Source organism: Pseudomonas sp. No.117 (genome assembly GCF_054558395.1).
This window is the reverse complement of record NZ_BAAJNP010000009.1, coordinates 252,792-266,916: the sequence shown is the minus strand read 5'-3', so window position 1 is coordinate 266,916 and position 14,125 is coordinate 252,792. Positions and strand designations below refer to the sequence as shown.

Sequence of the window (14,125 nt, the reverse complement as noted above, 5' to 3'; positions counted from 1 at the left end):
GCGGGCTTCTTGCGAGCGGAAGAGCCTTAGACGGCCTTTTCCAGCTCCGGCACCAGTTCGAACAGATCACCCACCAGGCCATAGTCGGCCACCTGGAAGATCGGGGCCTCCTCGTCCTTGTTGATGGCGACGATCACCTTGGAATCCTTCATGCCCGCCAGGTGCTGGATGGCCCCGGAGATGCCCACGGCGATGTACAGCTGCGGAGCGACGATCTTGCCGGTCTGGCCGACCTGCATGTCGTTGGGCACGAAGCCGGCGTCCACCGCGGCCCGCGAGGCACCCACCGCCGCGCCCAGCTTGTCGGCCAGGGCGTAGAGGATCTTGAAGTTGTCGCCGTTCTGCAGGCCGCGACCACCGGAGACCACCACCTTGGCGGCGCCCAGCTCGGGACGGTCGGACTTGGCCAGCTCTTCGCCGACGAAGCTGGAGATGCCGGCGTCCTTGACCAGGCTCACGGCCTCGATGGCGGCGGAGCCACCCTCGGCGGCGACCGGATCGAAACCGGTGGCGCGCACGGTGATCACCTTGATCGGGGCGGTGGAGCGCACGGTGGCGATGGCATTGCCGGCATAGATCGGCCGCTTGAAGGTATCAGCGGATTCGACGGCGATGATCTCGGAGATCTGGTCGACGTCCAGCAGCGCCGCGACGCGCGGCAGGAAGTTCTTGCCGTTGGTGCTGGCGGCAGCCAGCACGTGGCTGTAGTTGCCGGCCAGCTCGACCACCAGCGGCGCGACGTTTTCCGGCAGCTGGTGGGCGTAGGCGGCGTTGTCGGCCAGGAGCACCTTGCTGACGCCGGCGACCTTGGCGGCGGCCTCGGCGACCGGCTGGGCGTTCTGGCCGGCGACCAGCACGTGGATGTCGCCACCGATGGCCTGGGCCGCGGCGACGGTGTTCAGGGTGGCGCCGAAGAGGCTGGCGTTGTCGTGGTCGGCAATGACGAGAATGGCCATCAGATCACCTTAGCTTCGTTCTTGAGTTTTTCGACCAGTTCGGCCACGGACTTGACCTTGATGCCCGCTTGGCGGCCGGCCGGGGCTTCCACCTTGACCACCTCGTAGGAGGCTTGGACCGCCACACCCAGGGCGTCGGGGGTCAGGGTTTCCAGCGGCTTCTTCTTGGCCTTCATGATGTTCGGCAGCGAGGCGTAGCGCGGCTCGTTGAGGCGCAGGTCGGTGGTCACCACCGCCGGCAGCTTGAGCGCCACGGTCTGCAGACCGCCATCGATCTCGCGGGTCACGTTGAGGCCATCACCGGCCTGCTCCACCTTGGAGGCGAAGGTACCCTGGGCGAAGCCGGTCAGGGCGGCCAGCATCTGGCCGGTCTGGTTGTTGTCGCTGTCGATGGCCTGCTTGCCGAGGATCACCAGCTGCGGCTGCTCCTTATCTACCACGGCCTTGAGCAGCTTGGCGGTGGTCAGCGACGACAGCTCGGCAGCGCCGGTGTCGATCAGCACGGCGCGATCGGCGCCCAGGGCCAGGGCGGTACGCAGTTGTTCCTGCGCCTGGGCGGGACCGGCGGTCACCACCACGATCTCGCTGGCAATGCCCTTTTCCTTCAGGCGCACCGCTTCTTCCACGGCGATTTCGCAGAAGGGGTTCATGGACATCTTGACGTTGGCCAGGTCGACCCCGGTCTGGTCGGCCTTGACGCGGACCTTGACGTTGTAGTCCACCACGCGTTTGACAGCTACGAGAACCTTCATGAATCCCTCGATTTATTCTGGTGAATAAACAGGACGCCAAGGCGGCCTTGCGTTGACACGACCCCTGTCGGCCAACACCTAGTTGCAAATTCTTCCTATGTTGACGTCCAAGCCAGCAGGGGTCAACGCGACAGTCCGTCAGGGGCCAGTGATACCCGAGTCTAACAGGCTTGCAGAAAATTTAAACAAACGTTTGAATGGGTGCCAGGGAGCGCCCCGGATATAATGAAGTCTTTTGTTGTACCCCTACATAAATAACCAGATCGTGAGTTTTGCCTGAGGAGAGTGAGCCGTGGAACGCGAATACATGGAATTCGACGTGGTGATCGTCGGGGCTGGCCCCGCGGGCCTGTCCGCGGCCTGTCGCCTCAAGCAGCAGGCCGCCGAACAGGGCCAGGAAATCAGCGTGTGCGTGGTCGAGAAAGGCTCCGAGGTCGGCGCCCATATCCTCTCCGGTGCGGTCTTCGAACCCCGGGCGCTGGACGAGCTGTTTCCCAACTGGAAGGAGCTGGGCGCGCCGCTGAACACCCCGGTCAAGCGCGATGACATCTACCTGCTCAAGGACGAGCGCCAGGCCACCAAGGTGCCCAACTTCTTCGTGCCCAAGCCCATGCACAACGAGGGCAACTACATCATCTCCCTGGGCAACCTCTGCCGCTGGCTGGGCCAGCAGGCCGAAGCCCTGGGCGTGGAGATCTATCCGGGCTTCGCCGCCCAGGAACCGCTGATCGATGAGCAGGGCGTGGTGCGCGGCATCATCACCGGCGACCTTGGCGTGGATCGCGAAGGCCAGCCCAAGGAAGGCGTCTACACCCCCGGCATGGAATTGCGCGGCAAGTACACCCTCTTCGCCGAGGGCTGCCGTGGTCACCTGGGCAAGCAGCTGGGTCAGAGATTCAAGCTCGGCGAAGGCGCCGATCCGCAGCACTATGGCATCGGCATCAAGGAACTGTGGGAGATCGATCCGGCCAAGCACGAGCAGGGCCTGGTGATCCACACCTCCGGCTGGCCGCTGGACAAGGAGAATCCGGGCGGCTCCTTCCTTTATCATCTGGAAAACAACCAGGTGGTGGTCGGCCTGATCGTCGACCTGGCCTACAGCAATCCGCACCTGTCGCCCTACGACGAATTCCAGCGCTACAAGCACCACCCGGTGGTGGCCCAGTACCTGGAAGGTGGCAAGCGCGTCTCCTACGGCGCCCGCGCCCTGGTCAAAGGCGGCCTGAATTCCCTGCCGAAGATGGTCTTCCCCGGTGGCGCCCTGATCGGTTGCGACCTAGGCACCCTCAACCCGGCCAAGATCAAGGGCAGCCACACCGCGATGAAGTCCGGCATGCTCGCCGCCGACGCCATCGTCGCCGCCCTGGCCGCAGGTCGCGAGGGTGACGAGCTGCAGGGCTACGTGGACGGCTTCAAGGGCAGCTGGCTGCAGGAAGAACTCCATGCCAGCCGCAACTTCGGCCCGGCCATGCACAAGTTCGGTCCGCTGCTCGGCCCGGCCTTCGCCTTCGTCGAGCACAACCTGCTGGGCGGCGCCCTGCCCTTCACCCTGCACGACCGCCGCATGGACCATACCTGCCTGAAGAAGGCCGACGAGGCGCAGCGCATCAGCTATCCCAAGCCGGATGGCAAGCTGAGCTTCGACAAGCTCTCCTCGGTATTCCTTTCCAACACCAACCATGAGGAAGACCAGCCGGTCCACCTGAAGCTCAAGGACCCGTCGATCCCCATCGCCCAGAACCTGCCGCTGTACGACGAGCCGGCGCAGCGCTATTGCCCGGCCGGGGTCTACGAGGTGGTGCGCGATGGCGGCGAGCCGCGCTTCCAGATCAACGCCCAGAACTGCGTGCACTGCAAGACCTGCGACATCAAGGATCCCGCGCAGAACATCACCTGGGTGGCGCCGGAAGGCAGTGGCGGCCCGAACTACCCCAACATGTAAGTCACAAGAAAGGGCCCCTCGGGGCCCTTTCTTCATTCGGCGGGAGCGACGGGAAAGAAGACGCCGCGACTCCAGAGGCCGAGCCAGTCCTGCCCTTGATGGCTGCCCTGCTCGACCCTGTCCATCAGCTGGTAGAAGACCGCCCGATTGAGCCGCGCCTCCAGGCCACCGCGCACCCGGACATAGGGCGCCGGCTGGCCATCCTGCTCGGCGAAGCGCAGCGAGTGCTCGGCGCCAGCGGCGACCCTGTCGCCCACGTTGGTGAGGAAATCCAGCGCCTGGTCTGTTCCGTCGCCGCGCCATTCGACGTCCACGGCGAGGAAGGGTACGTCCTCCACCTGGATGCCGACGCATTCCACCGGTGTCACCAGTACATAGCGCTCCGGATCACGGCGCAGGATGGTGGAGAAGAGGCGCACCATGGCCGGCCGGCCAATGGGCGTGCCCTGGTGGTACCAGGTGCCGTCGCGGGCGATGCGCATGTCGATGTCGCCGCAGAAAGGCGGATGCCAGAGTTCCACCGGCGGCAGGCGGCCATCTTCGCTGGTCGGCAGTTGCGCCAGCAGATTGCGCGTTACGTCACCTGGCTGCACAGCCCTCTCCTCTAGCGTGGGCCCAACCCCAGGAGGCGTTGGGCGTATTCGTTCAGCGCCGGGCCGAGCAGGTCTTCCGGGCGCTCGTCGTAGAACGTCAAGAAGCCGCCGCGACTACGGATCCGCGCCGTGTCCACCAGGCGGAAGGTGGCGACCTCCACCAACATCATCTGCACCACGCTGCGGTCACGGCCGACTCGCCCGATGTCGTCCTGGTCTTCCCACTCCTCCCAGGTCCCGATGCGGTCGTCCGCCCCGGCGAAACGGGTATAGAGCACATAGTGGGCACCCAGTTGGCGGGCCTTGGCCATGGCCTCGTCGAAGCCCTCGGGCTTGTCCGCCCGCCTGACCCGCGGGAAGTACTCCACGAACCCCTTGAAGGCCTCCTCGGCGACCACGTTGGGCCGGGCATAGGGATGGCCGATGGGGACGAAGGCGCCCTGGGCGATGTAGATATAGGAGTCGGCCTGCAGCCGAAAGTTGTTCAGCCGCTGGGTCTTGCTGTAGTCGAGCAGTCCCGCATCGCGCAGGTGGTACTCGACGCCGGACGCCATGTCGCTGACGTTCATGCAGCCGCCGAGGCCGGCGAACATTAGGGAGAGAAGCAGAAATCGCAGTCGTACCATGGAGATGAAGCCCCTGTCCGGCGCCAAGATGCCGTCGATACAGGGGCCATAGCAGCTTTCGCGCCAGCTCTAGCCGCCGATGATCTTCATAACCGTCACGCCACCGGAGAAGGCCACGTCCTGCTTGTCGCCCAGGGCCTTGACCAGCAGCCGCTGCAAGGCGGGCAGTGCCAGGTGGCGGGGCTTGTCCAGCAGATCGCCGACATAGTGGCGATTGCTCGACGACAGGCAGCCGTGCAGCCAGCCGGTGGACGACAGCCGCAGGCGCGAGCAGGTCCGGCAGAAGGGCACGCTCTCGTTGGCGATGATGCCGAAGTGGCCACCGGATTCGACGCGATAGCGCAAGGCAGTGGAATCCACCGGCGCATTGGCCTGCACATAGGCGTGGCGGGAACCGATGATCTCCAGCAACTCGGCCAGGGGCACCAGCTGGTTGTTGAAGGTCACCGGATCCTTGGCCAGATGGCCCATGCGCATCAGCTCGATGAACCTGAGCTCGAAGCCGCGTTCCAGGCAGTAGTCCAGCAGCGGCAGCACCTGGTCCAGGTTCTGCCCACGCAGGGGCACCATGTTGAGCTTGATCTTGAGGCCCGCCGCGTGGGCCGCTTCGAGTCCGGCCAGCACCGTCGCCAGGTCGCCACCGCGGGCCAGCCGTGGAAAGGCCTCGGCGTCGAGGGTATCGAGGGAGACGTTCAGGCGCCGGATGCCATGGTCGATGAGGAAATCCAGCTTGCGCGGCAACAGCTGGCCGTTGGTGGTCAGGCTGATGTCCTTGAGGCCGAGCTGCGCGACACGCGCGAGGAACGGCTCCAGCCGCGGCGTGACCAGCGGCTCGCCGCCGGTGATACGCAGCCGCTCGATGCCGGCGGCATCGATCAGGTATTCCACCCCACGCGCCATGGTCTCGGCACTGAGTTCGTCCTGCGCAGCCACGAGTCGCTTGCCATTGGGCACACAATACGTACAGGCATAGTTGCAGGCCGCCGTGAGGCTGATCCGCAAGTTGCGAAACGCCCTACCCTGGCGGTCGACGATCATCTTGGGAACTCCACTAGAACGAGAGAAAAGGGATGGCACGGCATCCCTTGCCTCTATCGGACCCTAGGATCGGACAGGCGTTTCGACATCCCGCTTGCGGCGATTGCCCATGCGGACGCCGATATCCATGAGGAACTGGAAGAAACCTTCCTGATCCTCCAGCACGTCGCGCCAGAACGGCGAATGGTAAAGGGCCACGGCCCCGTGCACCAGCGCCCAGGCAGCGCAGTAATGGAAATAGGGCGGCACGTCCTCGAGCTTGCCCTCGTCGATCCGGCCTTCGATCAGGCTGGTCAGCCGCTGGAAATTCGAGGTGCGGATGCTGTGCAGCTGCTCGACCAGTTCGGGCACCTGCCGTGTCTTGACCACCTTTTCCTCGAGCCGGTCGAACAGCCGGTAGCGCTGCGGATCGCTCATGCGGAATTCGAAATAGGCGCGGGAGAGCGCCTCGCGGTCTCGGGCGACGTTGTCCGACTGGAACAGCTCGGCCAGGTCCCGTTCGTAATCCAGCATCAACCGCAGATAGATCTCGGCCTTGGAATTGAAATGCTTGTAGATGGTGCCTTTGCCGATACCGACCGCCTCGGCGATCATCTCGACGGTGACGCTGTCTTCTCCTTCGGAGAGGAAGAGTTGTAGCGCGGTGTCGAGGATTTCCTGTTCGCGGCGACGGAACTCGCGGACTTTGCGGGATTCTTTCTGCATGGCAGCCCACTTGTTGTTTTGAAAAAGGGATAGGGCCTGCGAATCGCCGGTCGCCCCTCGGCTTACCGGCACTTCGTCACACCTTGGGCGGGCTCCCCCGAAAGCATCGGTGAACCGCGCGGGCGCGCCCCTTATTATGCCCCATCACACCCAGATTGTACGGATCGAGTCAATGTCTTCCTGGAAGCACGAATTCCCGCAGGCCTACGCCATGCGCTATCTCAACCATGCGGCCGTGGCCCCCTGGCCCAAGCGCGCCGCGCAGGCCGTCACCGAATTCGCCGCCGAGAACTGCCAGTACGGCGCGCGCAACTACCCGACCTGGCTGGGCCTGGAGCAGCGCCTGCGGGAGCGCCTGACGCGGCTGCTCAACGCCCCGGCGAGTAGCGACATCGCCCTGGTGAAGAACACCTCCGAGGCGCTGTCCTTCGTCGCCTTCGGCCTGGACTGGCAGAGCGGCGACCAGGTGGTGATCAGCGACGAGGAGTTCCCGTCCAACCGGGTGGTCTGGGAGGCCCTGGCGCGCTTCGGCGTCGAGGTGGTGGAGGTGACCCTGGGCGAAACCCCCGAGGCCAATCTGCTCGCCGCCTGCGGTCCGCGGACCCGCCTGATGGCCATCAGCGCCGTGCAGTACGCCAGCGGCCTGCGCCTCGATCTCCCCACCCTGGGCCAGGGCTGCGAGGCCAGGGGCGTGCTGCTGTGCGTCGACGCCATCCAGCAACTGGGCGCCCTGCCCTTCGATGTCCAGGCCTGCAACTGCGCCTTCGCCATGGCCGACGGCCACAAGTGGCTGCTCGGCCCGGAAGGCCTGGGGGTCTTCTACTGCCGCGCCGACCTGCGCGAGCAGCTGAAACTGCACGAATACGGCTGGCATATGCTGGATAACGCCGGCGACTACAGCCAGCGCGAATGGCAACCGGCGAAAACGGCCATGAGATTCGAATGCGGCAGCCCAAACATGCTCGGCGCCGTGGCCCTGGAGGCCAGCCTGTCGCTGCTGGAGGATGCCGGCATGGCCCAGGTGGGCCAGGACCTGCTGGCGCGAGTCGAACTGCTGGACAGCCAGATCCGCCAGCTGCCCGGTGCGGTCCTGCATTCGCCACTCGATCCGCAGCGCCGCTCCGGCATCCTCACCTTCTCGCTCGAAGGCTGGGACAACCGCCAGCTGTTCGAGCGCCTCAAGACCGCCGACGTGATCTGCGCCCAGCGTGGACCGGGCATCCGGCTGTCGCCGCACTTCTACACCAGCGAGCACGTGCTGGAGCAGACGCTGGACCTGATCCGGGCACTGGCACGCTTTTAATCGCCTGACCTTTCAGTTAGCCCAGTGCCAGAGCGGCGCTATTCCAAAACTGTTTAAAAAATGTCCAGTTGCGGCTGGACCTTTGCCGGGGCTGACCAATACTCAAGGGACTGGTCGCGCCGACCCCCGCGGCGAGATCCAGGCAGGCAGTCCGCCCATCCGGCGAACCGCTGGTCCGGCCCGGGTATCCCAGGATACCCGGGCCATTTTTTTGCCTAGCCCGAGGCGCGGGGAAACAGCCGTTGGAAGTTGGCGGTGGTCTGTTCGGCGAGGGTTGCCAGGCTGACGCCGCGGACATCGGCCAGGCACTGGGCGACCTCCACCACGAATTGCGGCAGGTTGGCCTTGCCCCGGTGGGGCACCGGGGCAAGGTAGGGCGAATCGGTTTCCACCAGCAGGCGATCGGCCGGCACCTGGCGGGCCACCTCGCGCAGCTCGGCGGCGTTGCGGAAGGTCAGGATGCCGGAAAAGGAGATGTAGAAGCCCAGGTCCAGCGCGGCCTTGGCGGTCGCCCAATCCTCGGTGAAGCAGTGCAGCACGCCCGCCCCGGGCAGGTCCGTCGCGGCCAGCATCGCCAGGGTGTCGGCGCGCGCCTCGCGGGTATGGATCACCAGCGGCAGCGCCGTGCGGCGGGCCGCCTCCAGGTGCAGGGCGAAGGAGCGCTGCTGGATCTCAGCGGTATCCGGCTGGTAGTGATAGTCCAGGCCGGTCTCGCCGATGGCGGCGACGCGGGGATGGGCCAGCCGCTCCAGCAGCCAGTCGAGATCGATGGCGTTGCCCTGGGCGGCATCCAGCGGATGGATGCCCACCGCGCAGTGGACGTCGGCATAGCGCTCGGCCAGGGCCTGTACCGTAGGGGCGTTGCCGGCATCGACGCCGATGCAGAGGAACTGGCTGACGCCCCGGGCGCGCGCGGCATCCAGCGCTGCATCCAGGGAGCCGTCGTGGAGGGAAAGATCGAGTCGATCCAGGTGACAGTGGGAGTCGACGAAGTGCACGAGAGATAGCCTTGAATCAGCCGCGACGCCCCGCCCCGAGCGGGACGGCGAAGGCATCACATGGTATGGGTGGGACGGTCCGACTTCAGCGAGCCGGCCAGATAGGTTTCGATCTTGTTGCGCGCCGTGTTGTCGCCTTCGTTGAACTGCACCCCGACGCCTGCCGCGCGGTTGCCCTGGGCACCCTTGGGGGTGATCCAGACCACCTTGCCGGCGACCGGGATCTTGTCCGGCTCATCCATCAGATTGAGCAGCATGAAGACCTCATCGCCCAGCTTGTAGGTCTTGCCGGTGGGGATGAACAGCCCGCCATTGCGGATGAAGGGCATGTAGGCGGCATAGAGCACCGACTTGTCCTTGATGGTCAGGGACAGGATGCCATTACGGGGGCCCAGGTTCTGCGGCAAACTCATGAGATTCTCTCGAGACAGGCAAGACGGACGCGCGGCTCGCTAGCGTCCGGGCACCAGATCGGCCCAGCGGATCAGCAGCGATTCCAGCAACAATACGCGGTTGAGGTTGGCTTTGCCCAGCACCTTCTGCCGCTCGGCATGCAGCCATTCCTGCAGCGCCAACACCTCGTGCGGCGCGCTCTTTTCGGCCAGGTAACCCAGCACCTTAGCCATGTCCGGCGCGGCTTCCCCATCGGCGCCGCCCCACTGCTGGCGGAGCACGCCGTGGGTCCATTCGCAGAACCAGTCGAGCAGCAGCGGCAGGGGCACGGCGGTCCAGGTCTCGGCCAGCTGGCTGGGGGCTGCCTGGCGCTTGAGCAGGCGTTTCACCCCCTCCACCACCAGGGCCCGGCGGGCGAGCACGTCTTCGCCGTGCAGGCGCAGCGCCGCCAGTGGCGAGCCACCGGCCAGCACCAGCAGCTGCAGACGGACCTCCTCGGCGAGCTCCGGCAGGCGTTCGCCCAGCCAGGCGAGACTCGCGGCCCGCGACGGTACCGGGCAGGCCTGCTGCACGCAGCGGCTGCGCACCGTGGGCAGCAGGCGACTCGGCTGGTGGCTCACCAGCAGCAGCACGGTCGCGCCCGAGGGTTCTTCCAGGCTCTTGAGCAGGGCGTTGGCGGCATTGAGGTTCATCGCCTCCACCGGCTCCAGCAGGATCAGCTTGCGCCCGCCGAGCTGGGCGGTCTGGGTGACGAAATCCACCAGGGCGCGGATCTGGTCGACCCGGATGGGCTTCTCGGGCTCGTCCGGCTGGATCACGCAGTAGTCGGGATGGGTACCCGCCTTCAGCAGCGCACAGGCCTTGCACTGACCGCAAGGCGCCTCGCCCTGGGGCGACTGGCACAGCAGCAGATGCGCGAGTCGCTCGGCCAGGTCGCGCTTGCCGATGCCGCGCGGCCCATGCAGCAGATAGGCATGGGGATGCTGTGGCCGCGGCCAGATCCGCGCCCAGAGCGCCTGCTGCCAGGGATAGACGTCAGCCACCGAACGCCGGCTCCAGGCGGGCGACCAGGGCACGCAGGTCGGCTTGCACCTCGGCTAGGCTGCGGGAGGCATCGATGATCCGATAACGCTCGGGCACGGCCTGGGCACGTTGCAGATAGGTCTGGCGCACCGCCTCGAAGAAGGCACGCTGTTCCTGCTCGAAGCGGTCCAGGGCGCCACGCCGGGCGGCGCGGGCCAGGCCGATTTCCACGGGCAGGTCGAACACCAGGGTCAGGTCGGGTCGCAGGTCGCCGAGCACGAAGGCTTCCAGGGTGGCGATGCGTTCCACGGGCACACCGCGGCCGCCGCCCTGGTAGGCGTAGGTGGCATCGACGAAACGATCGCAGAGCACCAGGGCGCCCCGCGCCAGGGCCGGCCGGACGACCTGGGCCAGGTGCTGGGCCCGGGCGGCGAACATCAGCAGCAACTCGGTATCCACGGCCATGGGCTCGGCCGCCGGTGCCAGCAGGATCTCGCGGATCCGCTCCGCCAGGGGCGTGCCACCCGGCTCGCGGGTCAGCACCACCTCGCGGCCGCTGGCACCCAGCAATTCGGCGAGATAGTCGCGGTTGGTGCTCTTGCCGGCGCCCTCGGGGCCTTCGAGGGTGATGAACAGGCCTGTTCCGGTCATGGGGTTTCCTTGCTGTCCGGCGTCTGGGGTGCAGGACTCGAACGGTAGTCGGCGCGCCGCTTGAGCTGGAAGTCCTTCACCGCCTGGTTGTGCGCCTCGAGATCCTTGGAGAAGACGTGGCTGCCGTCGCCGCGGGCGACGAAGTAGAGGCTGTCGCCGTCCTTGGGATGCAGGGCCGCATGGATGGCCTCACGGCCGGGCATGGCGATGGGCGTGGGCGGCAGCCCCGCATTGAGGTAGGTATTGTAGGGCGACGGCTCGCGCAGATCGGCGCGGGTGATCCGCCCGGCGTAGCGCTCGCCCATGCCGTAGATCACCGTCGGATCGGTCTGCAGCAGCATGTTGGCGGCCAGGCGGCGGACGAAGACCCCGGCGATCTCGTCGCGCTCGCTGGGGACACCGGTCTCCTTCTCCACCAGCGAGGCCATGATCAGCGCCTGGTAGGCATCCTTGTAAGGAACGCTGGGATCGCGCTCCTGCCATTCCTGGTCGAGCACCGCCTGCAGGCGCTGGTTGGCCTGGCGCAGCAGATCCGACTCGCGCTGCCCCTTCACATAGCGATAGGTATCGGGAAAGAAGCGGCCCTCGGGGTGCTCGCCGTCCAGGCCGAGGCGCTTCATCAGGGCGGCATCGTCGAGGCCTTCGGTGTCATGCTCGAGCTTGGGCTGCCGCGCCAGGGCGGCACGGACCTGGCGGAAGTTCCAGCCCTCCACCAGGGTGAGGCCGTACTGCACCACCTCGCCCTTGCGCCAGAGGGTGAACAGCTCCTGCACCGTCATGCCACGGGTCAGGCGATACTCGCCACTGTGCAGCGTCTGGTCGGCCAGGTTGAAGCGCCAGTACAGGCGCAGCCAGAAGGCCCCCGTGAGCACGCCCTGGTCTTCCAGGCGCAGCAGGCTGCCGCCCGGGGTGGCGCCCTTGGGAATCTCGATCAGTTGCTCGCTTGCGACCTTCAGCGGCTGAATCAGCGCCTGGTGCTGGCGCCAGCCGGCCAGGACCAGCAGCAGGCCGGCGCCGGCCAGCAGCGCCGTAAGCAGAGCTCTCGCCTTGCGCATCGGCTATTCCAGAATCTCGTTTATCGAACCTTGCAGTTTACGGGTCAGCGGCCCTACCGACCAGTTCGCCGCTGCGTACCGGCGCACGGGCCAGATACCGTACTGGCTATTGCAGAGGAAGACTTCGTCGGCCCCGGTCAGCTCGGCGAGGGACAGCGGCCGGACCTCGCTGGCGAGCCCCTGCTGGGCGGCGAGGTCGAGCAGCAGGCCGCGCAGCACTCCGGCGACCCCGCAGCGCTCCAGCGCCGGCGTCAGCAACCGCCCCTGGCGAACCAGGAACAGATTGCTGAACACCCCCTCGATGGGGCGCTCATCCTGGTCGAGCATCAGACCTTCGGCGTACTCCGCCGCGCGCCACTCGTCACGGGCGAGCACCTGCTCCAGTCGATTCAGGTGCTTGAGCCCGGCCAGCAGCGGCTGGCTGGCCAGGCGCGTCTGGCAGGGATAGAGGGCGATTCCCTCGACGGCATGGGCCGCTGGATAGGCGGGGGTGGGCGATCCCAGCAGCAGCCGCCGCACCTCGGGTGCCGCGGGCGAGGCATAACCCCGCAGGCCATCGCCGCGGGTGACCAGCAATTTGGCGACGCCTTCGCCCAGCTGGGCCGCGAAGGCCTGGACCTCGGCGCCGACCTGGGCGATGTCACAAGGGATCCGCAGTCGCTGGCAACCCGTGGCCAGCCGTTGCAGGTGCCGCTCCAGCAGGCGCGGCTGGCCGCGGCGCACGGCGATGGTCTCGAACAGTCCATCACCGTAGGCCAGGCCCCGGTCGCGCTGCAGGCCGGCGCCCAGGGGTTGGCCGTTGAGCCAGTCCTGGATCAAGTGGTGAAGCGCCGAAACACCAGGCTGCCGTTGGTGCCACCGAAGCCGAACGAATTGGACAGGGCCACTTCGATGGGCCGCTGCCGCGCCTCGTGGGGCACGAAATCCAGATCGCAGCCGTCGCTGGGATTGTCCAGGTTGATGGTGGGCGGCGCCACCTGGTCGCGCAGGGCGAGCACCGTGAAGATAGCTTCCACCGCGCCGGCGGCACCCAGCAGGTGACCGGTCATGGACTTGGTCGAGCTCACGCTCAAACGCCTGGCCTGCTCGCCGAACACCTGCTTGAGCGCCGCCACTTCGGCCAGGTCGCCGGCCGGGGTGGAGGTGCCGTGGGCATTGACGTAGTCGACCGCTTCCGGCGCGATACCGGCGTCCTTGAGGGTCGCCCGCATGCAGCGGGCGGCGCCGGCGCCGTCTTCCGGCGGGGCGGTCATGTGGAAGGCGTCCGCACTCATGCCGAACCCGATCAGCTCGGCATAGATGCGCGCGCCACGGGCCTTGGCATGCTCGTATTCCTCGAGCACCAGGGCGCCGGCACCATCGGACAGCACGAAGCCGTCGCGGTCGCGATCCCAGGGCCGGCTGGCACGGGTCGGATCGTCATTGCGCGTGGACAGGGCACGGGCGGCACCGAAGCCACCCAGGCCCAGACCCGAGGTCGCCATCTCCGCACCACCAGCGACCATGACATCGGCCTCATCGTAGGCGATGTTGCGCGCGGCCATGCCGATGCAGTGCGTCGCCGTGGTACAGGCGGTGGCGATGGCATAGTTGGGCCCCTGCAGACCCAGGTGGATCGACAGGAAACCGGACACCATGTTGATGATGGAACCCGGTACGAAAAAGGGGGAAATACGGCGCGGACCCTGAGCCAGCAACGATTGGCAATTCGCCTCGATGTTGGTCAGGCCACCGATGCCGGAACCCATGGCGACACCCATCCGCTCGCGGTTGCCATCGTTGACTTCGATGCCGCTGTCGCGCATGGCCTGGAAGCTGGCAGCGAGACCGTATTGGATGAACAGATCCAGCTTGCGGGCTTCCTTCGCGGACAGGTACTGCTCCACGTCGAATCCCTTGACCGATCCGCCGATCCGCGTGCTGAAGGCAGAGACGTCCATATGCTCGATCGGCGCGATACCGCTGCGACCGGCCAGGATGCCCTCCCAACTGCTCGCCACATCGGCGCCAAGCGGCGATACCATGCCCATACCCGTGATCACGACACGTCTACGCGACACACCCAACTCCTCTTGTCCTTCCGGGGCGGC

General features: G+C 66.5%; 15 protein-coding genes. 2 read left to right on the top strand and 13 right to left on the bottom strand.

Annotation, left to right across the window (positions count from 1 at the left end; genetic code table 11):
• Positions 1-26 precede the first annotated feature (26 nt).
• Together ACYJP6_RS22205 and ACYJP6_RS22200 are read right to left on the bottom strand one after the other, a co-directional pair.
• The gene (locus ACYJP6_RS22205; RefSeq protein ID WP_459477907.1) at positions 27-956 is read right to left on the bottom strand and encodes an electron transfer flavoprotein subunit alpha/FixB family protein; all 930 of its coding nucleotides are present in this window, start codon (positions 954-956) and stop codon (positions 27-29) included.
• Positions 956-1,708: an electron transfer flavoprotein subunit beta/FixA family protein gene (locus tag ACYJP6_RS22200; RefSeq protein ID WP_459477905.1), complete on the bottom strand. Its 753-nt coding sequence runs from the start codon at positions 1,706-1,708 to the stop codon at positions 956-958. The genes ACYJP6_RS22205 and ACYJP6_RS22200 overlap by 1 nt, the downstream gene beginning before the upstream one ends.
• Positions 1,709-2,000: 292 nt before the next feature.
• Here ACYJP6_RS22200 and ACYJP6_RS22195 point away from each other — a divergent pair, with 292 nt between their 5' ends.
• On the top strand, positions 2,001-3,650 hold the full coding sequence (locus tag ACYJP6_RS22195) for an electron transfer flavoprotein-ubiquinone oxidoreductase (RefSeq protein WP_459477903.1): 1,650 nt from the start codon (positions 2,001-2,003) through the stop codon (positions 3,648-3,650).
• Between the two features lie 32 nt (positions 3,651-3,682).
• On the opposite strand, the gene ACYJP6_RS22190 is transcribed toward ACYJP6_RS22195, so the two are convergent.
• From ACYJP6_RS22190 to ACYJP6_RS22175, 4 genes are all read right to left on the bottom strand, one after another.
• Positions 3,683-4,243 (bottom strand): DUF1285 domain-containing protein, encoded by a 561-nt coding sequence (locus tag ACYJP6_RS22190; RefSeq protein WP_459477901.1) that lies wholly within the window; start codon positions 4,241-4,243, stop codon positions 3,683-3,685.
• 11 nt (positions 4,244-4,254) lie between these two features.
• Positions 4,255-4,869: a DUF4823 domain-containing protein gene (locus tag ACYJP6_RS22185; RefSeq protein WP_459477899.1), complete on the bottom strand. Its 615-nt coding sequence runs from the start codon at positions 4,867-4,869 to the stop codon at positions 4,255-4,257.
• A 69-nt stretch (positions 4,870-4,938) separates the two neighbouring features.
• Positions 4,939-5,907: a GTP 3',8-cyclase MoaA gene (locus ACYJP6_RS22180; protein ID WP_459477897.1), complete on the bottom strand. Its 969-nt coding sequence runs from the start codon at positions 5,905-5,907 to the stop codon at positions 4,939-4,941.
• A gap of 63 nt (positions 5,908-5,970) precedes the next feature.
• On the bottom strand, positions 5,971-6,612 hold the full coding sequence (locus ACYJP6_RS22175) for a TetR/AcrR family transcriptional regulator (protein ID WP_058764584.1): 642 nt from the start codon (positions 6,610-6,612) through the stop codon (positions 5,971-5,973).
• A 172-nt stretch (positions 6,613-6,784) separates the two neighbouring features.
• Here ACYJP6_RS22175 and ACYJP6_RS22170 point away from each other — a divergent pair, with 172 nt between their 5' ends.
• On the top strand, positions 6,785-7,915 hold the full coding sequence (locus ACYJP6_RS22170) for an aminotransferase class V-fold PLP-dependent enzyme (protein WP_459477895.1): 1,131 nt from the start codon (positions 6,785-6,787) through the stop codon (positions 7,913-7,915).
• A gap of 215 nt (positions 7,916-8,130) precedes the next feature.
• On the opposite strand, the gene ACYJP6_RS22165 is transcribed toward ACYJP6_RS22170, so the two are convergent.
• Genes ACYJP6_RS22165 through fabF form a run of 7 tightly spaced genes read right to left on the bottom strand, consistent with a single transcriptional unit; the run spans position 8,131 to position 14,095 of the window.
• Positions 8,131-8,913: a TatD family hydrolase gene (locus ACYJP6_RS22165; RefSeq protein WP_459477893.1), complete on the bottom strand. Its 783-nt coding sequence runs from the start codon at positions 8,911-8,913 to the stop codon at positions 8,131-8,133.
• Positions 8,914-8,969: 56 nt separating this feature from the next.
• Entirely contained in the window at positions 8,970-9,326 is a 357-nt protein-coding gene (locus tag ACYJP6_RS22160) for a PilZ domain-containing protein (protein ID WP_017641886.1), read from the bottom strand.
• Positions 9,327-9,365: 39 nt separating this feature from the next.
• Entirely contained in the window at positions 9,366-10,349 is a 984-nt protein-coding gene (locus ACYJP6_RS22155; protein ID WP_459477890.1) for a DNA polymerase III subunit delta', read from the bottom strand.
• Complete coding sequence (tmk, locus tag ACYJP6_RS22150) at positions 10,342-10,980, bottom strand: dTMP kinase (RefSeq protein WP_459477888.1); 639 nt, start codon at positions 10,978-10,980, stop codon at positions 10,342-10,344. The genes ACYJP6_RS22155 and tmk overlap by 8 nt, the downstream gene beginning before the upstream one ends.
• Positions 10,977-12,035, bottom strand: coding sequence for an endolytic transglycosylase MltG (gene mltG, locus ACYJP6_RS22145; protein WP_459477886.1), 1,059 nt, complete (start codon positions 12,033-12,035; stop codon positions 10,977-10,979). The genes tmk and mltG overlap by 4 nt, the downstream gene beginning before the upstream one ends.
• A 3-nt stretch (positions 12,036-12,038) precedes the next feature.
• On the bottom strand, positions 12,039-12,851 hold the full coding sequence (gene pabC / locus ACYJP6_RS22140; RefSeq protein ID WP_459478072.1) for an aminodeoxychorismate lyase: 813 nt from the start codon (positions 12,849-12,851) through the stop codon (positions 12,039-12,041).
• A complete protein-coding gene (gene fabF / locus ACYJP6_RS22135) occupies positions 12,851-14,095 on the bottom strand; it encodes a beta-ketoacyl-ACP synthase II (protein ID WP_459477884.1) in 1,245 nt (414 codons plus the stop codon). The genes pabC and fabF overlap by 1 nt, the downstream gene beginning before the upstream one ends.
• Positions 14,096-14,125 lie beyond the last annotated feature (30 nt).

What these genes read in the sequence shown, in the direction of transcription:
- ACYJP6_RS22160 (WP_017641886.1), bottom strand. Translation starts at nt 9,326, where the DNA reads ATGAGTTTGCCGCAGAACCTGGGCCCCCGTAATGGCATCCTGTCCCTG.
- tmk (WP_459477888.1), bottom strand. Translation starts at nt 10,980, where the DNA reads ATGACCGGAACAGGCCTGTTCATCACCCTCGAAGGCCCCGAGGGCGCC.
- ACYJP6_RS22180 (WP_459477897.1), bottom strand. Translation starts at nt 5,907, where the DNA reads ATGATCGTCGACCGCCAGGGTAGGGCGTTTCGCAACTTGCGGATCAGC.
- mltG (WP_459477886.1), bottom strand. Translation starts at nt 12,035, where the DNA reads ATGCGCAAGGCGAGAGCTCTGCTTACGGCGCTGCTGGCCGGCGCCGGC.
- ACYJP6_RS22205 (WP_459477907.1), bottom strand. Translation starts at nt 956, where the DNA reads ATGGCCATTCTCGTCATTGCCGACCACGACAACGCCAGCCTCTTCGGC.
- ACYJP6_RS22185 (WP_459477899.1), bottom strand. Translation starts at nt 4,869, where the DNA reads ATGGTACGACTGCGATTTCTGCTTCTCTCCCTAATGTTCGCCGGCCTC.
- ACYJP6_RS22175 (WP_058764584.1), bottom strand. Translation starts at nt 6,612, where the DNA reads ATGCAGAAAGAATCCCGCAAAGTCCGCGAGTTCCGTCGCCGCGAACAG.
- ACYJP6_RS22170 (WP_459477895.1), top strand. Translation starts at nt 6,785, where the DNA reads ATGTCTTCCTGGAAGCACGAATTCCCGCAGGCCTACGCCATGCGCTAT.
- ACYJP6_RS22200 (WP_459477905.1), bottom strand. Translation starts at nt 1,708, where the DNA reads ATGAAGGTTCTCGTAGCTGTCAAACGCGTGGTGGACTACAACGTCAAG.